General features: G+C 69.6%; 21 protein-coding genes and 2 riboswitches. Of the genes, 8 read left to right on the top strand and 13 right to left on the bottom strand.

The features are described 5' to 3' along the window. Positions 1-26 precede the first annotated feature (26 nt). From LVY72_RS03475 to LVY72_RS03460, 4 genes are all read right to left on the bottom strand, one after another. Entirely contained in the window at positions 27-716 is a 690-nt protein-coding gene (locus LVY72_RS03475; RefSeq protein ID WP_237818051.1) for an HAD family hydrolase, read from the bottom strand. Positions 717-752: 36 nt separating this feature from the next. After that, positions 753-1220: a very short patch repair endonuclease gene (locus LVY72_RS03470; RefSeq protein ID WP_237818050.1), complete on the bottom strand. Its 468-nt coding sequence runs from the start codon at positions 1218-1220 to the stop codon at positions 753-755. A 32-nt stretch (positions 1221-1252) separates the two neighbouring features. Beyond that, positions 1253-2020 carry a M23 family metallopeptidase gene (locus LVY72_RS03465; protein ID WP_237818049.1) on the bottom strand — a complete coding sequence of 256 codons (768 nt, stop codon included), beginning with the start codon at positions 2018-2020 and terminating at the stop codon, positions 1253-1255. A 5-nt stretch (positions 2021-2025) separates the two neighbouring features. After that, a riboswitch (cyclic di-AMP (ydaO/yuaA leader) is annotated at positions 2026-2207 on the bottom strand. 124 nt (positions 2208-2331) lie between these two features. Continuing rightward, positions 2332-2895 (bottom strand): HNH endonuclease, encoded by a 564-nt coding sequence (locus LVY72_RS03460; RefSeq protein WP_237818048.1) that lies wholly within the window; start codon positions 2893-2895, stop codon positions 2332-2334. 304 nt (positions 2896-3199) lie between these two features. Here LVY72_RS03460 and LVY72_RS03455 point away from each other — a divergent pair, with 304 nt between their 5' ends. Then, positions 3200-3817, top strand: a complete 618-nt coding sequence (locus LVY72_RS03455; protein WP_237818047.1) for an FMN reductase — start codon at positions 3200-3202, stop codon at positions 3815-3817. A gap of 58 nt (positions 3818-3875) precedes the next feature. On the opposite strand, the gene LVY72_RS03450 is transcribed toward LVY72_RS03455, so the two are convergent. Together LVY72_RS03450 and LVY72_RS03445 are read right to left on the bottom strand one after the other, a co-directional pair. Then, entirely contained in the window at positions 3876-4301 is a 426-nt protein-coding gene (locus LVY72_RS03450; protein ID WP_237818046.1) for a pyridoxamine 5'-phosphate oxidase family protein, read from the bottom strand. Positions 4302-4365: 64 nt separating this feature from the next. Beyond that, positions 4366-5982, bottom strand: a complete 1617-nt coding sequence (locus LVY72_RS03445; RefSeq protein ID WP_237818045.1) for a TM0106 family RecB-like putative nuclease — start codon at positions 5980-5982, stop codon at positions 4366-4368. A 178-nt stretch (positions 5983-6160) separates the two neighbouring features. Continuing rightward, positions 6161-6287: riboswitch (SAM riboswitch) on the top strand. 27 nt (positions 6288-6314) lie between these two features. Between LVY72_RS03445 and LVY72_RS03440 the strand changes: the two genes are divergently transcribed. From LVY72_RS03440 to LVY72_RS03430, 3 genes are read left to right on the top strand one after another with little or no spacing between them, the layout of a single operon-like run. Further along, positions 6315-6491, top strand: a complete 177-nt coding sequence (locus tag LVY72_RS03440; protein ID WP_237818044.1) for a hypothetical protein — start codon at positions 6315-6317, stop codon at positions 6489-6491. Next, on the top strand, positions 6488-6913 hold the full coding sequence (locus tag LVY72_RS03435; RefSeq protein WP_237818043.1) for a PIN domain-containing protein: 426 nt from the start codon (positions 6488-6490) through the stop codon (positions 6911-6913). Before LVY72_RS03440 ends, LVY72_RS03435 begins: the two co-directional genes overlap by 4 nt. Positions 6914-6922: 9 nt before the next feature. After that, positions 6923-7855, top strand: a complete 933-nt coding sequence (locus tag LVY72_RS03430) for a LysR substrate-binding domain-containing protein (protein WP_237818042.1) — start codon at positions 6923-6925, stop codon at positions 7853-7855. Here the strand turns inward: LVY72_RS03430 and LVY72_RS03425 are convergent. Together LVY72_RS03425 and LVY72_RS03420 are read right to left on the bottom strand one after the other, a co-directional pair. Continuing rightward, complete coding sequence (locus tag LVY72_RS03425; RefSeq protein ID WP_237818041.1) at positions 7852-9192, bottom strand: MFS transporter; 1341 nt, start codon at positions 9190-9192, stop codon at positions 7852-7854. The two genes, LVY72_RS03430 and LVY72_RS03425, sit on opposite strands and share 4 nt — an antisense overlap. After that, on the bottom strand, positions 9189-10265 hold the full coding sequence (locus LVY72_RS03420; protein ID WP_237818040.1) for an MBL fold metallo-hydrolase: 1077 nt from the start codon (positions 10263-10265) through the stop codon (positions 9189-9191). The genes LVY72_RS03425 and LVY72_RS03420 overlap by 4 nt, the downstream gene beginning before the upstream one ends. Before the next feature lie 169 nt (positions 10266-10434). On the opposite strand from LVY72_RS03420, the gene LVY72_RS03415 reads away from it, so the two are divergent. Further along, the gene (locus LVY72_RS03415; protein WP_237818039.1) at positions 10435-10842 is read left to right on the top strand and encodes a YchJ family protein; all 408 of its coding nucleotides are present in this window, start codon (positions 10435-10437) and stop codon (positions 10840-10842) included. Positions 10843-10856: 14 nt separating this feature from the next. Here the strand turns inward: LVY72_RS03415 and LVY72_RS03410 are convergent, their stop codons facing one another. Continuing rightward, entirely contained in the window at positions 10857-14237 is a 3381-nt protein-coding gene (locus LVY72_RS03410) for a DEAD/DEAH box helicase (RefSeq protein WP_237818038.1), read from the bottom strand. A gap of 125 nt (positions 14238-14362) precedes the next feature. Here LVY72_RS03410 and LVY72_RS03405 point away from each other — a divergent pair, with 125 nt between their 5' ends. Both LVY72_RS03405 and LVY72_RS03400 read left to right on the top strand, forming a co-directional pair. After that, a complete protein-coding gene (locus tag LVY72_RS03405) occupies positions 14363-14677 on the top strand; it encodes a hypothetical protein (RefSeq protein WP_237818037.1) in 315 nt (104 codons plus the stop codon). A gap of 29 nt (positions 14678-14706) precedes the next feature. Beyond that, positions 14707-14976: a hypothetical protein gene (locus LVY72_RS03400; protein WP_237818036.1), complete on the top strand. Its 270-nt coding sequence runs from the start codon at positions 14707-14709 to the stop codon at positions 14974-14976. 28 nt (positions 14977-15004) lie between these two features. On the opposite strand, the gene LVY72_RS03395 is transcribed toward LVY72_RS03400, so the two are convergent. Further along, entirely contained in the window at positions 15005-16291 is a 1287-nt protein-coding gene (locus LVY72_RS03395; protein ID WP_237818035.1) for a cytochrome P450, read from the bottom strand. A gap of 112 nt (positions 16292-16403) precedes the next feature. Between LVY72_RS03395 and LVY72_RS03390 the strand changes: the two genes are divergently transcribed. Further along, entirely contained in the window at positions 16404-17330 is a 927-nt protein-coding gene (locus LVY72_RS03390) for a LysR substrate-binding domain-containing protein (protein WP_237818034.1), read from the top strand. A gap of 56 nt (positions 17331-17386) precedes the next feature. Here the strand turns inward: LVY72_RS03390 and LVY72_RS03385 are convergent, their stop codons facing one another. The 3 genes from LVY72_RS03385 to LVY72_RS03375 are packed head-to-tail and all read right to left on the bottom strand — an operon-like array spanning position 17387 to position 20971. After that, positions 17387-18913, bottom strand: coding sequence for an APC family permease (locus LVY72_RS03385; protein ID WP_237818033.1), 1527 nt, complete (start codon positions 18911-18913; stop codon positions 17387-17389). Next, positions 18910-19950, bottom strand: a complete 1041-nt coding sequence (locus LVY72_RS03380) for an agmatine deiminase family protein (protein ID WP_237818032.1) — start codon at positions 19948-19950, stop codon at positions 18910-18912. The genes LVY72_RS03385 and LVY72_RS03380 overlap by 4 nt, the downstream gene beginning before the upstream one ends. Before the next feature lies 1 nt (position 19951). Continuing rightward, positions 19952-20971, bottom strand: a complete 1020-nt coding sequence (locus LVY72_RS03375; RefSeq protein WP_237818031.1) for a nitrilase-related carbon-nitrogen hydrolase — start codon at positions 20969-20971, stop codon at positions 19952-19954. Positions 20972-21071: the final 100 nt, after the last annotated feature.

Below are 21071 nucleotides of genomic sequence, written 5' to 3'. Positions count from 1 at the left end.
GCGCGGCGCTCCCGACCGCGCCGGCCTCAGTCACGGATGAGTCCGCCGAGCAGGCTCGTATCGAAGGAGGCCAGCAGGTCCCGGGGTCCGGTATAGATTTCGGCCGCGCCGGCGGCCCGCAGTTCCGCTTCGCTGGTGCCGCCGCTGGTCAGCCCGATGACCGGAATGTCGAGATCGGCGGCGGCGAAGATGTCCCAGACGGCGTCACCGACAAAGACCGCACCGTCGGCCTGGATGCCGCCCGCTTCCAAGGCTGCCGCCAAAATGTCAGGGGCAGGCTTGCTCTGTTCGGCGTCCGCGGAACTGGTTGCTGCGGTGATCCAGTTATCGGCCCCAACCACGGCGCGCAGGACGTCCAGCTCATCCTGCCGGGCCGAGCTGGCCAGCACCGCGGCCAGTCCCGCCTCGGCACAGTGCTGGAGCAGATCCGCCGCGCCGTCGAGCGGGCGCAGGGCCGGCCAGTAGGTGGAAAAGACCGCCGCATGGGTGTCGTCCAGTGCCTGGCCTTGCTCCGCCGCCCGGTCCTGGCCAAGCAGGTGGGCGATCAGCCGCTTGCCGCCCATACCCACGGCGCGGTGGATGGCGGCCATCGGAACGTCGTGGCCGAGGCGGCGGAAGGCCTGCCACCAGGCCAAGACGTGCAGGTAGTTCGAATCCACCAGCGTACCGTCGACGTCGAAAAGGACGCCGCGGCGCCGGTTTTCCTGCTGTGCCATGGTTGTTTCCCTCCTGCTGTCCTGGCCTGCCAGTGACTAGTCTGCCGGGTGCCCCGTGGTTTGGCGGATGGGCCGTCCGTCGAGGAAGGCCAGCAGCCGTTCCTCGAGTGCGGCCAGTTCGGACGTTTTCTTCAGCTCGCATTCCCACACGGTGAGCACGTCCCAGCCGGCCTGCGCCAGGTCCGCAGTGGCGGCGGCATCGCGCTCCACCGTCCGGGTGCGCTTGGCCTCCCAGAACTCGGCGTTGGACTTGGGCCCGTGCCGGCCCACCCGGCAGTCATGCGAGTGCCAGAAGCAGCCGTTGACGAAGATGACCTTCCGGCGCCCGGCGAAGACCAGGTCCGGTTTGCCCGGCAGTTTGGCTCCGGCGGCGCTGCCGTGCAGGCGGTAACGGTAGCCCTTGGCATGCAGCAGCCTGCGCACCATCAGTTCCGGCTTGGTGTCCTTCCCCCGGATGCGCGCCATGTTCGCGCTGCGCTGCTCGGGGGTGAACACATCGGCCATGCTCCCAGTCTAGGAGCCGGCGGTATGACAGGTCAGAGCCAGCCCTTCGGGTCAACGGCTTTGCCCTTGACCATGACCTCGAAATGCAGATGGCAGCCGGTGGAGTTGCCGGTGGTGCCCAGTGCCGCGATCTTCTGACCCTGGGCGACCTGCTGGCCGGTCCGGACACCCTTGGACTGGAGGTGGTTGTACGTGGTTTCGACCCCGTCGCCATGATCCACCACGATGCGGTTGCCGTAGCCGTAGGCGCTGGAGGATGCTTCGACCACCTTGCCGGCCTTGGCGGCCGTCACGGGGGTGCCGCAGGGGTGGGCGAAGTCCAGTCCATTGTGGAATTCACCGGGGGCTCCGGTCACCGGATTGATACGGTGGCCGAATCCCGAGCTGGTGTGCATTTTCTGTACCGGGGCGGCCAGCCGTGCGCCGGGAGCCATTTTGACGGCCGGTGCCTTGCTGGTGACGGACGAGCGGTTGAAGTCCAGCTTCTGTTCCGCGGCAACATGGACGTCCACCCGCGACACCGCGGCAGCCCGCGCGGCCGAGTCGGACAGTCCACCGGCCGCGGCGGAGGTTCCTGCCGGTGCGGTCGGAAGGGCTGCCGCGGCGACCATGCCGGCGGCCGCGGCGGCGAGGCCGGCGAATTTCCCCAGCCGGCCCAGCGGCGAGGCGGGCTTTTCCGCCCGGCGGCGGCCGCTCGGCTGCCGGCCGCTGCGTTCCTGGGACGCGCTGGACGGGGACAGTGAACGATCTGCGGCACGGCGCCCGCGAACGGACCCGCGGACAGAATGGTGCGTAGGCATGGGGGATTTCCTCTCTGCACGCCTGCGAAGTTAGCTGTCGGATTCGAGAGAGAGTGCATCTCGGCCAGGCCAGCCGGCGGCGCATGGGCCGGATCCGGGCTGGCGGGCTTCACCCCAAGGCGCCTATGGCGCCGGTGGCGGTTCCTCCGCCCCTGTCTGGTGGTTATCGGGCTGGCACGCTGACAGGGCTTGGCGAACGGACCAGGCCAATACTCTGTTTAGAGTCTTAGCGCAAGCAAATTTACCGAAGCGACACGAATCGTTACAAATTCAGCGTGGGTGTTCTTGGTCACTAAGGTTCCGCGGTGCGGCTATCCGGAGAGCCAGGCCGGCGCCTGGCCGGAGACCGGATTGCGTTCGCCGGCCGTTGTCGGCGCCCCGGGTGGGAAGTAGCCGCCGCGGCGTTCCTCGAGCCGCCGCCGGGCGCCGGGGGAGGGGAGTTGGGGTGCGCGGAAGCGCCGGCAGCGGCTGCAGGTGGCCACGAAGTTCGCCATGGTGGTCGATCCGCCCGCGGACCAAGGAACGAAATGGGCGCCGTTCGTTGCCGTCCGTTCGCAGCGGCTCCGGTAGCCGGCTTCGAGTTCGCAGCGGCCGCCGGCCCGCGCCAGTCCGTCGCGGCGCTGTTCGGCGCTGAACTGCCGCCGCGGGTCCCGGCGCAGCCGGTCCCGTGAACGCTGTCTGAGGGCGGTGGCGCCGAGTCCGGCCAGCACCAGCGCCGGTAGGACCAGGGTGGCAGCGGTGGCGGGCCGGTATGCCGATGGGGACTGGCCCGTGGCCAGTGCCGCCACCAGGCCCGCAGCCAGCCAGGCGGCGGCCAGCACCGCCAGCCAGCGCAGGCCCAGCCGGAGCCAGTAGATGCGTCGTAGTTCAGTCATGATTCCCCCAAGTGAACTTGCTGTCCCGGGTGGGCGTGCACCCGGTCCGCATTTGCCACCGGTCCCGATGATTGCTCCGGGGTGGCGGTGTAAGCGGGCCGACAGCACCCAACGTAGACCGCGGTACTGCGCCCTGGCTAGGGGCCGGACCGGAGGGTGTGGATAACCACCCAAGCCGCCGGGTCCTGGGCTGCGCTACCGGCCGGAATAATTCGTGCCCCGTGCCGGTTTGCCGTATAGATGCATATGCATGGAAGCCGCCGGGAAAGGACCGCCGGCTCCGGAACAGATTGAGGAGTCCATAGTGTCTGACCGCAAGATCGTCGTCCTGTCCGCCGGGCTGGGCACGCCGTCGTCAAGCCGGCTGCTGGCCGACCAGCTGGCCAAGTCCGCCGTGGAAAAGTTCGGCGCCGCCGGCATCGGCGTGCAGTCAACGACCTATGAGCTGCGCGAGTACGCGGTGGATATCGCCAACAACATGGTCACCGGCTATGCCGCCCCGCGGCTGCAGGAACTGCTCGACGCCGTCAGTGCCGCCGATGCGCTGATTGCCGTCACCCCGGTCTTCAGCGCCTCCTACAGCGGGCTGTTCAAGTCCTTCTTCGATGTGCTGGACAAGGACGCACTGGCCGGCAAGCCCGTGCTGCTCGGGGCCACCGGCGGCTCCGCACGGCATTCGCTGGCCCTGGACTACGCCATCCGGCCGCTGTTCAGCTACCTGCGGGCGCGCACCGTGCAGACGGTCGTCTTCGCGGCACCGGAGGACTGGGGCGGGGACGGCAGCGCCGTCCTGGCCCGGCGCTCGGACCGCGCGGCCGGCGAGCTGGCGGCCCTGGCCGGGGACGGGCCGGTCTCCGAGCAAGGCCGCGGCGGCATTGAGTCCCTCAGCTTTGAGGAGATCCTGGCCCAAGTCGGGCACTAAAGGGCGCCGCCGGTCCCGGCCGCCGGGACCGGCACCGCTTATCGTGTCGGGAACTTGCCTAGAACCGCTCGGGCTGTTCGCCAAGGTTGAAATGCCGGCCGCTGATCCGCTCCGGCTTCACCTCGATGTAGAAGTCCTTCAGCGTCGGTACCCAGGTCTTGAGGCCCAGCGCTTCCGCCTTGGCGATCTCCTCGCCGGATTGCAGGATGCGGGCGGTGCCTTTGACGACCACGCTCCAGGCCTCGTCGCTGCTGATGCCGTCGGTTTCGAACACGACCTTCTCGTTGATCGTCAGCTCCGCCAGCTTGGTTCCGGGCGCGCTGCGCATCAGCAGCATCCCGTTGCTGGCCAGGTAGTTGATCGGGAAGATGTCCGTTTCGCCGGCGGCGGTCAGGACGATGCGGCCATGCTGGGTCTTTTCCAGCAGCTGCCAGGACTGGCTGTCGGTGAGTTCAAGGATCGGGTCATCATGGGTGAACATCATGGCTCCCATGTTCTAGTGCCAACTGGACAATGGGAAGGCCCCGGTGCCAAAGATCCGCCCGGAATTATCCTTCCGGCCGGGCAGCCAGCTTCAGCAGCCAGTTGCGCAGCTGGCGCGTGGAGTGGCAGTCGTACTCGTTGTAGCTGCGGATCCCGGCCAGGATCCGGTCCGCGTCCCCGGTATTGCCGGTCTCCCGGGCCCGGCAATACCCGGCATAGGCCACCATGGAGGCACCGGCGTCGGTCACGTCCCCGGTGCGCAGGCGGGAGCCCATGTACAGCGGCTCAAGCTTCTTGATGCTGTAGGAGTTCTCCGAGACCAGCAGGCTGGTGCGCACCGTATCGAACAGGTCCACCAGCACCCCCTCGCCCAGCAGTTCCTCCACAGCGTCCTGTCCGATGCCGTGCTGCCGGGACAGCCGGCGCAGGGCCGCCTGTTCGTAGTTCGCGTAATGGTAGATGCGCAGCCGGGGGAATTTCCGGCGGCGGCGGGCCACATAGGCCAGGAATCCGGCCAGTGCGCGGCCCTCCTCGGCGCGGCTGTGCGCCCAGAACGGTGTGTATGGTGCGGTGCCGCCGGGGGTGGCCGGATTCTCGACGACGCCGAACAGATACTCCAGGCCCCAGGTCCCGGACTCGTCCTGCCACAGCGGATCCGATTCGATGTCGAAGAAGATATCCCCCGGATCGGGCGGCGCCAGTGCGGCCAAGGTGTTGCCCGGCAGGACCCGGTAGCCCACGGTATGCGGCTGCCCGTGCCGGTCGGTGAACGTGGCCGCCCCGTCCGGGCGCTGCAGGCCGGTCTGCATCCGGGCCTGGTCCCGCAGCCCGGCCAGCACACGGTCCGCTGCCATGCCGGCGGGAAGCTCCATCCCGGCCAGATCGTCGATGGTGCCGATTCCGGCCTCGTTCAGCTTCCGCCGCCGGGCCAGGCTCATCCTGGCTACCAGCAGCAGGTCCCGGTGCTCGCGGACCTGCTCGGCACAATAGTCGCAGCGGCCGCAGGCGGTGTACCGGGCATCCCCCCAGCGCACCGGCTGCTCCTGGTTCCGGTGTTCGGTGGTGAGCTCCAGGAACCGGTCCCGGCGTGCCGTGAAATCCGGCAGCAGTTCCGCCAGGTTGTGCTCGCTGTGCGTCCCATCGCCCAGGACCAGGCAGACGGTCGGCGACGTAGGTACCCCCGACTGGATCAGCTGCTGCCCGTAGGCGGCCAGCTGCAACAGCGCGGTAGGTTTGACGTGGCGGGCCAGTTTCGTGTCGTAGACGGTGTAGCGCCCGCCCTCGGCCTCCCGGACCAGGAAGTCCGAGCGGCCGTGGAAGGTCCCGTCGAAGAAGCTGGCCTGGAAGACAACATCGGCACCGGCCCGGAGCGCGGCCAGGGATTCGTCATGCCGGGCCGCCAGGGCCTGCCGCGTGTAGTCGGGAGTCGGCCGGATTTCGACGACGCCGGCGCCGAAGCGGTCCCGGAACTGCTGCAGGACCTGCTGTTCGTGCACATCGCCGAGCTCGGCGGCCCGGGCAAGCAGGGCGTCCACCGGGAACTGTGCCACCGGGCTGCGGCCCAGCTTTTCGTCCAGCCTGCGCAGCACCTGGTACTCGCAGCCCGCGGCCGCCACCAGGTCGCTGGCCGTATAGACCAGGTCCGGGTCCGCGCCCGGGATGTCGGAATCCACGAGGAACACAGTGCCTCCTGAGGTACGCCCTGCTGCCGTCGGATCCAGTCATACCAGCCGCCACCGACACTTTGGCAAGCATGCAGGTTACGCCTTTTTGCGCCCGGTTACGCGGAATGGACATATTAGGAACTTTTTGACGCCGTGCACGCACATGGCGAAGGCCGCCTCGTTATGCTTGTTCCAGCTTCAAGAACTGTGGCCGCTAAGCTCCGACTTGGCCACATGCCAACCCCACGCTCGTAGGGTGGTTCGGATGAAGAAGCGGCCTGTATTCACCCCTCGGGGGTAATCGGTACGGGCAAGAGCTCGCGAAAGGACGCGGCATCCGCCGTCCGGTCATGACTGCATACCAGCCCAGCGTTCCCTCCTCCGGCCAGCACGGGCATTTCCTGGCGGTCAGCATCCAGGACTACGAGGAACTCGCCTCCAGCCGGGAAGCCTTCGTGGATTTCCTGCTGGCGCCGGCGGTGGAGTACCGCGGCGCGTCCGTCGGCCGGTCGGGGGCCGCCGGATGAGCACACCGGCAGGCTTGCTGCTTGATACCTGTGTCCTGGCCGAACTGCGCAGCCCGGCTCCGGACCCCGCCGTCGTCGGCTTCCTCCACCGGCGCCGGCATCTGCGTGTCTATCTGTCGGCCCTGTCGATCGGGGAACTGCACCGGTTGGGCCGGCAGGACCTGCGGCTGCAGTCCGTCCAGGGCTGGCTGGCCGAGCTCAACGAACGGTTCGCAGACAACATCCTGCCGGTCGACCACCGGGTGGCGGTGTGCTGGGGGCAGCTGGACGGCGGTCCGGAGGTCTCCGCGGCCCAGTCGCTGATCGCCGCCACGGCCTTGGACAAGAACCTGACGGTGGTGTCACGGAACGTGGAAAGCTACCGGAAACTGACCGTGCCGGCGGTCGATCCCTGGGCGGCGGAGGAGCGGGCCGGAACATAGGATTTCCTTATGTTCCGGTACACTCTTCGCCAGGTTGAGTACTTTGTTGCGGTCGCCGACCACGGCTCGCTCAGTGCGGCTGCCGATGTTTGCCGGGTCTCGCAGGCCGGTTTGTCGCTGGCCGTGACCGAACTCGAGAAGGCCGTGGGCACCCAGCTGCTGGTGCGGCACAAGGCCAAGGGCGCCACCCTGACCAGCGCCGGACGCCGTTTCCTGACCGATGCCCGGGCCCTGCTGCGGCAGGCCGGGGAACTGCAGGGTACGATCACCGAGCGCCAGGGCGAACTGGCCGGGCCGCTGGCCATTGGCTGCTACACTACGCTCTCGGCCTTTTGGATTCCGGCCATGACCGCCGGCTTCGCGGCACCGAACCCCAGGCTGTCCCTGGCCATCACCGAGGGCGCTCCGGGCGAGCTGCAGGAACAGTTGCTGGACGGGCGGCTGGATGCCGTGCTGACCCACACCCGGCATGTGGTCGCGGGCCTGCAGACGCAGGTCATCGCCGGAGGCCGGCCCTACATCCTGCTCGGTGCCAACCACCCCCTGGCCGCCCGGCGCAAGATACCGCTGCGGGAGCTGGCCGGAGAGGACATGGTGCTGCTGGACATCCCCTCCGTGCGGGAAAACCAGCTGCCGAACCTGCGTGCCTCCGGGCTGGACCCGAAGATTGTCTGGCGGTCCACCAGCTTCGAAGCGGTCCGCGGCATGGTCGCCCGGGGGCTTGGCTACACCGTCCTGGTCCAGCGTCCGCCGCTGGATCTCAGCTATGAGGGACTGCCGCTGGCCTGCGTGGAGATCGACGGCGAGATCGGCCACAGCGACATCTGTTTCGCCTATCCGGGCGGACAGCGGCTCACCATGCGGCTGCAGGCCCTGATGGACTTCTGTGTCGAAGAGGCCCGGCGCAGCGGTCCGCCGGGCCGGGCCTCGTCGACGTCCTAGCGCATCTCGCCGTTCAGGTCCCGGTCCTTGCCCTCCCGCGTGGCCAGCACGCAGGCGGCGCAGACCAGGAAGGACGCGGCCCAGACCAGCGCCACCAGCCACAGTCCGCCGCCGGCGGCCAGGACCAGGCCGCTGGCGATCATCGGGGTGAAACCGGCGCCGAGGGTGGAGGAACTCTGGTACGTCAGCGATGCGCCGGTGTAGCGCATCCGGGTGGGGAACAGTTCCGCCACGAAGGCGCCGAACGGGCCGAAGATCACACCCTGGATAATGCCGTTGGCCAGGAACAGGCCGATCGCGAAGCCCCATAGCGTCCCGGTCTGCAGCAGCCAAATGATCGGGTAGGCCAGCACGGCCCCGGCCAGCATGCCTGCCAGCATCACCGGCTTGCGGCCGTACTTGTCGCTCAACCGGGCGGCGAACCAGATGGCCACGATGGTCAAGGTGGCGCCGATGGCCTTGACGTTGAGCACCCCGGTGCGGTCCACGCCGATCCCCACGGCGTAGGAGACGGCCCAGACGGTCATCAGGCCCTGGACGGTGTAGGAACTCATGCCGGCGATGGTGCCCAGGACCAGGTTCTTCGGATACTTGGTGAAGACCTCCACCACCGGGATCTTCTTCTTTTCGGCGGTGGCTTCCAGTTGCAGGAACAGCGGAGTTTCGGACACCTGCAGGCGGATCACCAGGCCGACGGCGATCAGCGCCAGGCTCAACAGGAACGGAATCCGCCACCCCCAGGTCAGGAACGCCTCGTCCGGCAGGGTGGAAAATGCGGAGACGACCAGGGTAGCCAGTACCGCGCCGGCCGGACCGCCCATGTTCGCGAAGCTCGCGGCGAACCCGCGGCGCTTGGCCGGCGCATGCTCCAGCGCCACCAGCATGGCGCCGCCCCATTCGCCGCCGACCGCCAGGCCCTGAATGATGCGCAGCAGCACGAGCAGGACAGGTGCGGCCACGCCGATCTGCGCCGTCGTGGGCAGCAGGCCGATCGCCGTCGTCGCCGCGCCCATCATGACCATGGAGACGATCAGCACGCCCTTGCGTCCGATCCGGTCGCCGAAATGGCCGAAGACGGCCCCGCCCAGCGGCCGGGCCAGGTAGCCCACCGCCAAGGTGCCGAAGGAGGCGAACAGGCCAACTGCCGGCGGCACGTCGGCGAAGAACACCTGGTTGAAGACGATGCTGGCGGCGGTCGCATACAGGATGAAGTCGTAGAACTCGATGGCGCTGCCGATGAAGCTCGAGGCCAGGATGCGGCGCATCGACTTCGTGTTGAGGCTGCCGGCCTCGTGGGCCGGGTGCTGGGTCTGCTGTGGATTCATGGTGCTTGTCATCGTGCCGAAACCGATTCTTCCAGAGTAGGGGCTGGGGTGCCGCCGGTGGCGGAGCCGAAGGGGATGACGTCCAGGTCGTCGGGGATGTGGAAGTCCCCGTGGAAGGCATCGGCCGCGGCTTCCCAGACATGTTGCGGGGTGGTGCCCGGGACCAGGTGGTGCAGGGCCAGGGCCCGGGCGCCGGCCCGGTTGGCCAGCTCAACGGCCTCGGCCGGGCTGGTGTGCGACTTGCGGTGGTGGTCGATGGAAGCCTGGGCGGTCTCGTCCGCTCCGGGGCCGCCGTAGGCGCGCTGCACCCAGTCGAAATCGATGGCCTCGTGCAGCAGCAGGTCCGTGCCGCGGGCCAGCCGGACCAGGTTTTCGCACGGGGCGGTGTCCCCGGAGATGGTGACCGATCCTTCGGCGGTGTCGAACCGGAAGGCGAAGGCCGGGGCCATCGGCGGGTGCTTGACCAGGGTGGCGGTGACGGTGACCAGTTCGTCCCGGTAGATCTCGAACGGTTCCATGCCCTCCGGCGTGGGATTGGCGTTCGGGTGGTAGCCGGTAGCTGCGGGGATGGCGATGTCCTCGGCGTCGAAATAGTCGAACGGGGAGGGCCGCAGCGCGTCCAGGATCCGGTCGTTCAGGTCGGTGGCATAGGCCGCCATCAGGTGCCTGAACATGCCCGCGGTTCCCGGCGTCGGCTGGTCGGGGAAGACCGGCGCCGGCGGCACGACGGCGCGCGGGGAGACCGGGGGCAGCTCGCCGCGGTCGCCGGGGCCGATGATCTTGATCCGGTGCTGGTTCGCCTGGAAGGTGAACATGCCGAAAATGGCCAGGCTGCCCAGGTCGATGGTGTGGTCCGAGTGCAGGTGGGTGATGAAGATGCCGCGCAGCGAGCTGATCGGCAGGCCGGCCAGCATCAGTTGGCGGCCGACGCCGTGGCCGGCGTCCACCAGGTAGGTGCTCTCGCCAACGACGACGGCGGTGGCGATGCCTGCGCGCCGGCCGGCTTCGTCGCCGGTCCACCACCGCGGGCCGCCCGCGGTGCCGAGGGTGACCACCCGTGGTTGGAGGTCGTGGGGGGATGTCATCTGGTCTGGCTCCTTGTGTTGCTGGTCACTTCCCGTCCATCATCGAGCGCAGCCGCATCCTGTGTAAAACTGATAAAACTTGGTAAATAAAATAGTTTTACTTATATTTATCGTCCGCCACGGGCAGCCGCGGTCGCGCGCTCAGGGATCCAGCAGGAATAATGGGGCGGTGAGCACCGCATCTGGACCCAGCCTGTCGTCGCCCTGCCCCTGCGGACACGGCGGCAGCTACGGCAGTTGCTGCGCGCCGCTGCACCGCGGCGAGGCCCAGGCCCCCACGGCCGAGGCCCTGATGCGCTCGCGCTATGCTGCGTTTTGCCTCGGCGACACGGATTACCTGCTGCGCAGTTGGTCCGAACAGACACGCCCGGCCGCTCTGGAACTTGATCCGGGGCAGCAGTGGACCGGCCTCGAGATCCTGCGCACCGTGCGCGGCGGAGAACAGGACGCCTTCGGCACGGTGGAGTTCCGCGCCTGCTTCCGTCACGACGGCGCCGAGCACGAGCAGCGCGAGACCAGCACTTTCGTGCGCGAGGACGGCCGCTGGGTCTATCGGGATGTCCTGCTGCCCCGCTAGCCAGTCCTCCTGCGCTAGCCGTCCAGCAGGCCGCGGATGTCCTCGGCCGTCAGCGCCGCCGAGAAGGGGGTGCCTTCGTCGAGCACCGAGGAGAACAGCTTTGTTTTGCCCTCCTTCAGCGCCATGACCTTTTCCTCGATGGTGCCCCGGGCCACCAGCCGGTAGACCATCACGTTGCGGGTCTGGCCGATCCGGTGCGTGCGGTCCACCGCCTGGGCCTCGGTGGCCGGGTTCCACCACGGATCCAGCAGGAAGCAGTAGTCCGCCTCGGTCAGGTTCAGGCCGAACCCGCCGGCCTTGAGGCTGATCAAGAACACCGGCGCGGCGCCCTCCTTGAAGGAGGCGATGACGTCGGCCCGGTTGCGGGTGGCTCCGTCCAGGTACGCGTAGGGGATCCCGGCGGCGTCCAGTCGGGCGGCGGCGCGCTTGAGGAAGCTGGTGAACTGGCTGAAGACCAGGGCGCGGTGGCCCTCGGCGAGCACATCCTGGAGTTGGTCGAACAGCACGTCCAGCTTTGCCGAAGCCACGCCGTCGTATTCGTCGTCCACCAGGCCGGCATCGAGCGAGAGCAGGCGCAACAGGGTCAGGGACTGGAAAATCGTGAACCGGTTGCGGTCCAGGTCCGCAACCAGGCGCAGGATCTTCTGGCGTTCGCGCTGCAGGTGGGTGTCGTAGATCTTCCGGTGCCGCGGTGCCAACTCCACCTCCAGCACCTGTTCCTGTTTCGACGGCAGTTCGGGGGCCACCGCTTCCTTGGTCCGGCGCATCATCAACGGCCGGATCCGGCGCCGCAGCCGGTCCAGCCGTTCGGGGCTGCCGCTGCGCTCGATCGGGCGCTGGTACTGGTCGGCGAATTTCAGCGGCGAGGGGAACAAGCCCGGTGCCACGATGGCCAGGATGGACCAGAGCTCCATCAGGTTGTTTTCCAGCGGGGTGCCCGTGATGGCCAGCTTGAACGGGGCACGCAGCGCCCGGGCCGCCTGGTGCGCCTTCGTGGCCCGGTTCTTGACGAACTGGGCTTCGTCCAGGATGAGCCCGGCCCACTGCTGTTCCTGGTAGGCGGCGGCATCCAGGCGGAAGACGGCGTAGGAGGTCACCACGACGTCGGCGCCAGCCGCGGCCGCTGCCAGCGGCCGCCCGCGGAGTCCGCGGGTTTCCGTGACCGCGGCCACCTGCAGCTGCGGAGCGAAGCGGTGCGCCTCCGAGACCCAGTTCGGCACCACCGAGGTCGGGGCGACGACGAGGAACGGCGCTCCGCCGGGACCGGTGGCCCCGCACTGCCGGGCGTGGCAGATCAGCGCCAGTGTCTGCAGCGTCTTGCCCAGTCCCATGTCGTCCGCCAGGATGCCGCCGAGCTGGTGCCGCCACAGGAACGCCAGCCAGTTGAAGCCCTCCTGCTGGTACGGCCGCAGCCGGGCCTGCAGCCCGGTCGGCAGCGTGGCCGGGCCGGTCGACCCCAGCTCCAGCAGGCCGGTGACGGCCGCGCTCCAGCCGGGGGCCTGGTCCGTGTCGGTGGCCAGCTCTTCGAGCTCCTCCCACAGGCCGGCCTGGTAGCGGCTGATCCGCAGCGGCCCGGAGTCCCGGTCCTGCAGCTGCCGTGCCTCGTCCACCAGCCGGCGGAGCCGGTCGAACACCGGCTGCTCCAGGGACAGGTACGTTTTGTCCACCAGCAGCAGTTTCTTCTGCCCCCGGGACAGGGCCTTGAAGATGTTGCCGAAGGGGATTTCGCGGCCGGCCACCTTGACCATCAGGCCCAGGTCGAACCAGTCCGTCTGCTCGGATTCGACCGTGCTGACGGTCAGTTCCGGCGCTTCGGTCAGCTCCCGGTAATCCGGGCGCCCGCCGGAGATCTCCACCCTGACCCCGTCCAGGGCCTCGAGCTGCGGCAGGATGCTGCGGGTGAAATCCAGCGTGGCCAGGTCCTGCAGCGAGGCGGCCGGCTGCTGCGGATCCGGGGCCAGCCCGCCGATGCCGGGCACGGCGCGGACAGCGGCCAGCAACTGCTCCTCGGCCGCGCCATCGCGCAGTCCGCCGGGCCCGGGATCCGGTGCCAGCGGCATCCGGGTGATCCGGCCGCCGGCGCCGTATTCGAACTCCCAGCGCAATTCCAGCGTGTTGGCCGGCCCGTAGGCGGCGGCCAGGACCAGCACCGGCGGCAGGATTTCCGGCAGCGGCACGGAGCCGTCGCTGCTGGCCACCGTGATGGTCCGGCTCAGCGCCGGATAGTAGCGTTCGAAGAAGCTGTCCGCGTCCGCGGCCGGGATGTCCAGGCCGGTGCCGTCGAGCAGCAGGCGCCGTCCGACGTCGTTCAGTCCGCCGGCCGCCGGCGCCAGGGTGATCCGGCGGCCGTCCTCGGTGCAGCTGTAAAGACCGTGCCAGGCGATGGCGCCGGCCGAGTCCACCGGGTGTTCCTGCCCGTCGATTCTCAGCACCGGTTCCAGCCGGAAACCCGGCGCCGGCCCGTCCGCGCGCGCCTCCAGGGCCAGGACGGCGGCAGCACCGACGGTCACGGTGGTGTCCTGCTTGACGCCGATCAGTTCGATGCCGAGCCGGCGGGCCTCCTCGAACAGCTGCCACAGCAGCGGACTGCTGAATTCCTCCAGGTACAGCCAGTCATTGTCCTCGCCGAAGTAGAGCTGGCCGGTGGCCCGGTGCAGCGGGACGAACTGGGCGAACCAGCGGTGCTGCTCCGGATCCAGGTCCAGCCCGTAGCTCTTGTAGCTGATGGTGTTCCAGCGCAGCTGGTTCTTCACCCAGCGGCCCCTGGCATTGCGCAGTACCGGACGCACGCCCAGGCGCGGCATGTGCCCCGGCCGGTCCCGGCGCGGCTGCGCAGCCGGGTGCCAGGGCTTGGCCGGACCCGCCGGCCGGAACCGTTCGGGTTCATCGCGCAGCTCGAACTGCAGGCCCAGCGGCGTCCTGGTGCCGGACCGTGCCCGGCCAGGGGGCCGGTGCCGGGGCGCGGCCGGGCCGTCCGCCGCCGGCCCGAGCAGCTCATCGAGGCATTGCTGCCAGCCGGCGCCGCTGTCCAGGGTATCCGGGGCCGCCGGGCCGGCGGGTGCCTGCAGCTCCGGCGCGCTGCGCAGCCGCAGCACGTTGGCGTAGAGCAAGGTGGCGGCCACATGCTTGCAGGAAGAACCCACCGGGCAGCTGCACGAACTGTCTGCCAGCAGATAGCTTCCGTGGCCGGCCTCCGGAGTCAGCCGGATCCGGCAGCGGTACGGCACCGCGGCAGTGCCGTCGACCCGGCTGAGCAGCAGGCCGGCCTGGGCATCCCAGTCCAGTTCGAGGACGGAGGCGGCCCGCGCATATCCCTGTCCGCGGGCGAAGGCGCCGCCGCCCACCCGGCGGATGATCTCTCCGGCATCGACACTGGGGAGGGATTGTTCGGGCATGCGCCCCATCTTTTCATGCTGCACCGACAAGCCGCGCCGCGGGGCCGGCAGCAACGCCGGCCCTTACGATTCCGCCGCGGCAGGAATATGGTTGGTTCCAAGCCAACGGCCCAGGAGCAGGGAGTATGGACATGGCCGCCGACCCGAACCGCCCGCAGGACACCCCTGAGCCGCCCGGGTCCCGGACGCCCGAAGGGCGGCGCCCCGAGGGCATGGGTCCGCTGCCGGTGCACGGCTCCGCCGCCGCCCCGTCGGTGCCCAACCTGGCCGCGGCGCAGATTCCCGGCCCCGGCACCGCCCACATCATCGCCGGCGAAACCGGGGCGGTCCCGGATGACGTGTCGGACCCGTTCGAAAAGCAGGGGCATGAACATGCCCACAGTGGATCTGGCCGGCGGCCCCGCCGCTGGCCCTGGCGCCTCTTCGGGCGCCGCCACTGACCGGACCGACGCAGGAAAGGGAGAAGGCCATGAGCACCGAGGACCAGCGCGCTGCCGGGGAGGGCTCCGGCGGACCAACCGGCAGCACCGTGCCCGATGCCCCGGACGGGGTGGGCGTCGGCGCCACGAACGAGCCCAACACCTTCGAACCGGAAGAAGCCGCTCCGGCCGCGGGCCGGGGCGGCGGCCAACCGGCGGACGTCCCCGCCCCGGACGAAGCCGCGGGCCCGGCGGAGGAACAGGACAAGCAGGAGCCGGACGACCGCGGACTGACCACCGACACCACGCCGAGCGACTGAAGCGGCTGAGCGGGGGCCGGCCGCCCGGTCAGCTGTCCCAGGTCACGGGCAGGCTGGTCAGCCCGCGGAAGACCCAGCCGTCCCAGCTTTCGGCGCGGCGGTCGTCGGTGCGAAGTCCGGGAAACCGCTCGTAGGCCAGCGGCACGGCCAGCTGGCCGATCGACGTCTTCGCCGCCCAGTGGCCGGCGCACAGGTGGACCCCGCTGCCGAAGCCCAGATGGGCCTGCCGGGGCCGGAAGACGTCGAATGCCGCCGGGTTGTCAAAGCGTGCCGCGTCCCGGTTCGCCGAGCCGACGACAATGCCGAGCGGGGCACCTGCGGGCAGTGCGACGCCGCCCAGCACCACCGGCCGCGTGGTCTCGCGCGGGTACATGCCGATCGGCGAGAGCCAGCGGACCGTTTCGTCGAAGACCGCCGGCCATAGCGACGGCTCCGCCAGCACCCGGGCCCGCTGGTCCGGATGGCGGCTCAGCGCCCAGACCATGTTGGTCGCCACATGCTGGGGCTCGTTCATGCCGCCGGAGATGGTCAGCTTCACATTGGCGGCCACGTTGTCGTACGGCAGGCCGCTGTTGGCCAGGGCCGAGGTCATCGAGCCGTCGGGGTGCCGCCGGTAGTGCGGGATCAGTTCCGCCAGCAGCCCGTCCAGCTCGCCCTGTGCGGCGTCGCAGCGTGCCCAGATGCCGGGGTCGTCGAGCAGGTTCCCGGTCCCGGCGATGAACGCGTGGGACCAGCGGCGCATGTCCGCCACCGCCACGTCCTTGAGGCCGAGCAGGTCGATCAGGTTTTGCGAGGCCACGGGGGCGGCGTAGTCGCGGTTCAGGTCCGCCCGGTCCGGACCCTGCTCTGCCAGTGCCTCCAGGTAGGTGCGGGCGTTGCGTTCGAAAACCGGGGCCCAGGTTTCCTTGATGTTCCTGGGCCGCAGCGTCGGATTGATGGCCTGCCGGTCCGCGCCATGGTCCGGATCGTCCTTGCGCAGCATCGGCCGGGCTCCCAGCGCGCGGTTCATGGTGGCGCCGCTGACATTGGCCGAAAACACCTCCTGGTCCTGTTCCACCGCCTGGCATTCGGCGAAGCTGGTGACCAGGTACTTGTTCAGCGCCGGCACCCAGGCCACCGGGGCCTCGGCGCGCAGGCGCTCGTAGCTGGGGTAGGGGTCCGCCATCAGTTCCGCAGGATCGATCCAGTCGGCGACGGGCGCTGCGGAGCCGGGCACGACGGCGGTGGAGGCTGCGGCGGCGCGGGGCGCCGGCCGCGGGGCGCCGTCGTCGGCGGCGGGGGCGAACGGGCACTGCCCGGTGCGGGAAGCGGTCATGGTCAGCTCCTGGGGCTCATGGTCGAAGGTGCAGCGTAACCAGTGTCACATCCGGGTTATGGTGGGTAAACTTCGGAAAATTACCAAATGTCTTTGATCGGATGGAAGATGCATGGCCGACTTCACCCTGCGCCAGCTTGAGCTGTTCGCCGCGCTGCCGGACTACCCCACGCTCAGCGCGGCGGCCTCGGCGCTGCACATTTCCGAACCGGCGCTGTCGCAGGCCGTGACCGGACTGGAGAAGTCCGTCGGGGAGCAGCTGTGCGTCCGGCGCAAGGCAAAGGGCCTGCAACTGACTCCGGCCGGCCAGTTCTTCGCGGTACGCGCCCGCCGGCTGCTCAAGGAGGCCGGCGAGCTCTCCAGCGAACTGGCCGGCCTGCGCGGCCGGCTCCGGGGCCCGGTCCGGCTCGGCTGCTACACCGGCCTAGCCAGCAACGTCCTGCCGCCGGTCCTGGAGGGCTTCCCCGCGTTGCACCCGGAGGTGGACCTCGGCATCGAGGTCGGCAGCCAGGACGAACTGCTCGCGGCCCTCGACGCCGGGCGGCTGGATGCGGCGGTGGTCTACGACCTGCAGCTGCCCGCCGGGCTGCAGCGCCGGAACATCTACGAAACCGAGGTAATGGCCATGCTCGCCGCCGGCCACCGGCTGGCCGGGGACGCCACGGTGGATCTGGCAGCCCTGGCCCCGGAACCGCTGATCATGCTCGATTCGACCCCCAGCACCGCCAACACGCGCCTGATGTATGCCGAGCGGGGCCTGGCACCGAACCTGCTCATGGCCGTGCCGCTGATCGAGCTGGTCCGGGCCCTGGTCGGCCGCGGCCTCGGCTACAGCCTGCTGATGTCCCGGCCGAACTCGCAGGACACCAGCACCGAGGGCCGGCCCGTGGTGGCCCGGCCGCTGTCCCCGCGCGCCGGGGTGACCGCGGTGATTGCCGTCTGGCCGGAGCAGATGGCCCTCAGTCCGCGTGCCGCGGCGGTGCTGGACTATGCGGCCGCCTGCTTCGCCACCACCCCCGCCCATCGACTCGACGGATAACGCCCTTTTCAGCGTTCAAAACGGCGTTATCCGTCGAGTCGATCGGGAGGTGGGGGCTACCCGGGGACTACCAGTGCCGGGGTGTCCTTGGCGAGCACCTGGCCGCGGAAGAACTCCGGCCGGATCCGGCGCATCAGCAGCATCGCCGCCACCCCCAGGCCGATGATGCCGACCCCGATCACGAAGACCAGCCCGACGCCAAAGACTTCCGAGCCGCTGCCGAAGGCCGGGTCCCAGCTGTCTACCGCCGTCTGGATGAAGACCACCGCCAGCCCCAGGCCGCCGGCCAGCGGGAACAGGAAGCGCAGCAGGAAGTGGCGCAGGCTGGTGAAGGCCGTCCGGCGGAAGTACCAGACGCAGGCGAGCGCGGTGAGCCCGTAGTAGAAGCAGATCATCAGGCCCAAGGCCATGATCGTATCGTTGAGCACGTTCTCGCTGGCGAAGCGCATCAGCGCGTAGAAGCCGGTCGAGACTGCCCCGGAGACCACGGTGGCGAACACCGGGGACTGCAGCCGCGGGTGGACCCGGGCGAAGCGTGCCGGCAGCGCCCGGTAGTAGCCCATGGCCAGCAGGCTGCGCGCCGGTGAAATCATCGTCGACTGCAGTGACGCGGCGCAGCTGGAGAGCACCGCCAGCGAAAGCAGGATCGCAAACGGCCCCATCACCGGCCCGGCAATGGCGGTGAATATGTTCTCCGCATGCTCCGGATTGGTCAGCCCCAGTCCGGTGTCGCCGGTGCCGGCGAACATCAGCGTGGCGATCGAACCGGCGAGGTAGATCGCCAGCACGACGACGGCGGTCACCGCCGCGGCCACGCCCGAGGTCCGTCCGCCGTTGCGGGTTTCCTCGTTCATGGTCAGGCACACGTCCCAGCCCCAGAAGGCGAAGATGGACAGCGACAGTCCGGTGGCGAAGGCGGAGAAGCTGCCGATGCCCAGCGGATTGAACCATTCCCAGCTGAAGGCCAGCGGCGCCGTTCCCGCCACCGTGCCGATCCGGCCCAGGGCGCCGGCGATGAACCAGGCCAGCACGCCGAGCTGGAAGGCCACCAGCAGGTACTGCACGGCCCGGGTGGTATGGATGCCGCGGCAGGAAATCCAGACCGCCAGCGCCACGAAGACCAGGCAGGTGGCGACATTGACCACCTTGTCGGCGGCCAGGTCCGCGATCGCCGGCGTCCCGGTCAGCTGGGCCAGGAACAGGTAGAAGAAGTCCACCGCCACGCCGGCCAGGTTCGAGAGCACGATGATGTTGGCCGCCAGCAGGCCCCAGCCGCCCAGCCAGCCTGCCATCGGGCCGAAGGCCTTGCTGACCCAGGTGAATGTGGTGCCGCTGTCCGGCGAATCCGTGTTCAGTTCGCGGTAGCCCAGCGCCACCAGGAACATCGGCACGAACCCGGCCAGGAAGATCGCCGGCAGGTGGGTCCCCACCGCCTGGACGGTCGGGCCCAGCGTGGAGGTGAGCACGTAGGCAGGGGCGATGGTGGAGATGCCGATGACGACGGCGGCGGTCAGCCCGAGCCGGCCGCCGGCCAGGCCCTTGCTGCGGACCGTGCCGGACCGGATGGCGGTCTGCTGGCTCATGATCGTGCCTTTCGCGGAACGTAGGGCTGCTGCTGGGTGATGCAGTGGATGCCGCCGCCGCGGGCGAAGAGTTCGCGGGCATCCACCCCGACGATGCGCCGGCCCGGATAGGCGTCGGCCAGGATGGCCAGTGCCTTCTCGTCCGCCGGGTCGCCGAAGGTGCCGGCGATGACGCCGCCGTTGAGCACCAGATGGTTGATGTAGCTGTAGTCCACCCAGCCGGCCTCGTCGCGCACGGCCTCGGGCGCGGGCAGTTCGAGGATCCGCCACGGCCGCCCGGCCGCGTCCGTGGTGCCGGCCAGGAAATCGAGGATCATGCGGCTGACGGCGTGGTCCGGATGCGCCGGGTTGCGCTGCGCATGCACCAGCAGGGTGCCCGGCGCGGGGATTGCGGCCACGATGTCCACATGCCCGCGGGTCCCGTAGCGCTGCGAGTCGCGGGTGAGTCCGCGCGGCAGCCAGATGACCTTCCGCGCACCGATCGTGCGGGCCAGTTCGGCCTCCACCTCGGCTTTCGTGGCACCGGGATTGCGCCCGGGGTCCAGCTGGACGGTCTCGGTGGCCAGCACGGTGCCCTCGCCGTCGACCTGGATGCCGCCGCCCTCGTTCACCAGCCGGGAGCAAATCCGTTCCGCCCCGGCCCAGCCGGCGACGGCGGCCCCGATCCGGCAGTCCTTGTCCCAGCGGGCCCAGTCCTGCCGGCCCCAGCCATTGAACACCCAGTCCACGGCGCCCAGCCGGCCGTCGTCGTCGTTGGTCACGAAGGTCGGACCGATGTCGCGCATCCAGGCATCGTTCAGCGGTGCGGTTTCCAGTTCGACGGCGGGGCTGAGGTAGCGCCGGGCAACGTCCGTATCCGCGGGGTCCACGACCATGGTGACCGGTTCGAATTCCACGGCGGCATTGGCGACGGCGGCCCAGGTGGAGCGCGCCGCGTGCGCGGACTCCGGGCTGTCGCCCAGCGTGTAGCCGCCGGGCGGAAAGGCCATCCAGATCCGGGAGTGGACGGCGGTTTCCGCCGGCATCAGCCAGCCCATCTCAGGCTCCGGCCTGCACGGTGGTCCCGGCGGCTGCCGGGGTGCCGAACGGTTCGTCGGCGCGCACCGGCTCGGTCAGCCTGCCGTAGGTTTCCGGCCGGCGCGTGGCCAGGAAGGGGAAGAGCGTCAGCCAGTCCCGGCGCTGGTCCAGGTCCAGGTCCGCCACCAGCACCGCGGAGGCATCGCGCGGGGCCTGGACCAGGATCCGCCCGTACGGGTCCGAGATGAAGGAGGAACCGTAGAACGAATTGGTCCCCTCGTCGCCCCAGCGATTGGGCACCACCATGAACAGGCCGTTGGCGATGCCGTTGCCCACGATCACCTGCTGCCACAGCGGCTGCGTGTCGAATTCGGGGAAATCCGGCTCGGAGCCGATCGCCGTCGGGTAGGCCAGCAGTTCGGCGCCGCCGAGCGAATACAGCCGGGCCAGCTCCGGGAACCACTCGTCCCAGCAGGTGGGCAGCCCCAGCCGGGCGCCGCCGAGTTCGGCCGGGGCGTGGACGCGGTAGGCGTCCTCGCCGGACGGGCCGGCGCGGAAGTACCGGTCCTCGTAGTATCCGGCGGTGACCGGAATGTGCAGCTTGTGTGTCGCGGCCAGCAGTTCGCCGGCGGGGGAGACCAGGATCGCGGTGTTCAGGCCCAGCCCGTCCTCGGCATCGGGCCGGTCGGCCCGCTGGTAGAGCGAGGCATGCACGCAGACGCCGTGGCGGCGGGCTGCCGCGGCGGCGAAGGTGAAGGTCGGGCCGGTGGCCAGGTCTTCGGCCAGGTCCGCCGGCCGGCCTGCCGGCAGCCGGTCCGCCGGGTAGCGCGAGAGCGTCAGTTCCGGCAGGAAGACGACGGCGGCGCCCAGTGCGGCGGCGCGGGCGATGCCCTCGTCGAGCTCCGCCGCCACGGCTGCCGGATCCGGTTGCCAGCGGTGCTGGACCAGTCCGGCGCGCAGCGGCGGGCGGGTGCCGGCGGCAGTGCCGGTGGCGGCGCGGGCGGGGGAGTGGGGTGCGGTCAGCCGCGTGATTTCAAGCATGGGGGCCTTCCCGATGGGAGCTGGATCACATAAAACGAATAGCGTTCGTTTATTATTCGGCAGCCCGCGGGAGTGGCGCAAGGGGTAAAACGAATTTAAT

This window comes from Arthrobacter hankyongi, assembly GCF_022012395.1.
Classification (GTDB): Bacteria; Actinomycetota; Actinomycetes; order Actinomycetales; family Micrococcaceae; genus Crystallibacter; species Crystallibacter hankyongi.
Note: the sequence above shows the minus strand (reverse complement) of the source record. Positions and strands in the feature narration are given on the sequence as shown.

What these genes read in the sequence shown, in the direction of transcription:
- LVY72_RS03435 (WP_237818043.1), top strand. Translation starts at nt 6,488, where the DNA reads ATGAGCACACCGGCAGGCTTGCTGCTTGATACCTGTGTCCTGGCCGAA.
- LVY72_RS03375 (WP_237818031.1), bottom strand. Translation starts at nt 20,971, where the DNA reads ATGCTTGAAATCACGCGGCTGACCGCACCCCACTCCCCCGCCCGCGCC.
- LVY72_RS03470 (WP_237818050.1), bottom strand. Translation starts at nt 1,220, where the DNA reads ATGGCCGATGTGTTCACCCCCGAGCAGCGCAGCGCGAACATGGCGCGC.
- LVY72_RS03420 (WP_237818040.1), bottom strand. Translation starts at nt 10,265, where the DNA reads ATGACATCCCCCCACGACCTCCAACCACGGGTGGTCACCCTCGGCACC.
- LVY72_RS03425 (WP_237818041.1), bottom strand. Translation starts at nt 9,192, where the DNA reads ATGACAAGCACCATGAATCCACAGCAGACCCAGCACCCGGCCCACGAG.
- LVY72_RS03400 (WP_237818036.1), top strand. Translation starts at nt 14,707, where the DNA reads ATGAGCACCGAGGACCAGCGCGCTGCCGGGGAGGGCTCCGGCGGACCA.
- LVY72_RS03450 (WP_237818046.1), bottom strand. Translation starts at nt 4,301, where the DNA reads ATGATGTTCACCCATGATGACCCGATCCTTGAACTCACCGACAGCCAG.
- LVY72_RS03475 (WP_237818051.1), bottom strand. Translation starts at nt 716, where the DNA reads ATGGCACAGCAGGAAAACCGGCGCCGCGGCGTCCTTTTCGACGTCGAC.
- LVY72_RS03460 (WP_237818048.1), bottom strand. Translation starts at nt 2,895, where the DNA reads ATGACTGAACTACGACGCATCTACTGGCTCCGGCTGGGCCTGCGCTGG.
- LVY72_RS03385 (WP_237818033.1), bottom strand. Translation starts at nt 18,913, where the DNA reads ATGAGCCAGCAGACCGCCATCCGGTCCGGCACGGTCCGCAGCAAGGGC.
- LVY72_RS03390 (WP_237818034.1), top strand. Translation starts at nt 16,404, where the DNA reads ATGGCCGACTTCACCCTGCGCCAGCTTGAGCTGTTCGCCGCGCTGCCG.
- LVY72_RS03465 (WP_237818049.1), bottom strand. Translation starts at nt 2,020, where the DNA reads ATGCCTACGCACCATTCTGTCCGCGGGTCCGTTCGCGGGCGCCGTGCC.
- LVY72_RS03410 (WP_237818038.1), bottom strand. Translation starts at nt 14,237, where the DNA reads ATGCCCGAACAATCCCTCCCCAGTGTCGATGCCGGAGAGATCATCCGC.
- LVY72_RS03440 (WP_237818044.1), top strand. Translation starts at nt 6,315, where the DNA reads ATGACTGCATACCAGCCCAGCGTTCCCTCCTCCGGCCAGCACGGGCAT.
- LVY72_RS03430 (WP_237818042.1), top strand. Translation starts at nt 6,923, where the DNA reads ATGTTCCGGTACACTCTTCGCCAGGTTGAGTACTTTGTTGCGGTCGCC.
- LVY72_RS03395 (WP_237818035.1), bottom strand. Translation starts at nt 16,291, where the DNA reads ATGACCGCTTCCCGCACCGGGCAGTGCCCGTTCGCCCCCGCCGCCGAC.
- LVY72_RS03405 (WP_237818037.1), top strand. Translation starts at nt 14,363, where the DNA reads ATGGACATGGCCGCCGACCCGAACCGCCCGCAGGACACCCCTGAGCCG.
- LVY72_RS03380 (WP_237818032.1), bottom strand. Translation starts at nt 19,950, where the DNA reads ATGGGCTGGCTGATGCCGGCGGAAACCGCCGTCCACTCCCGGATCTGG.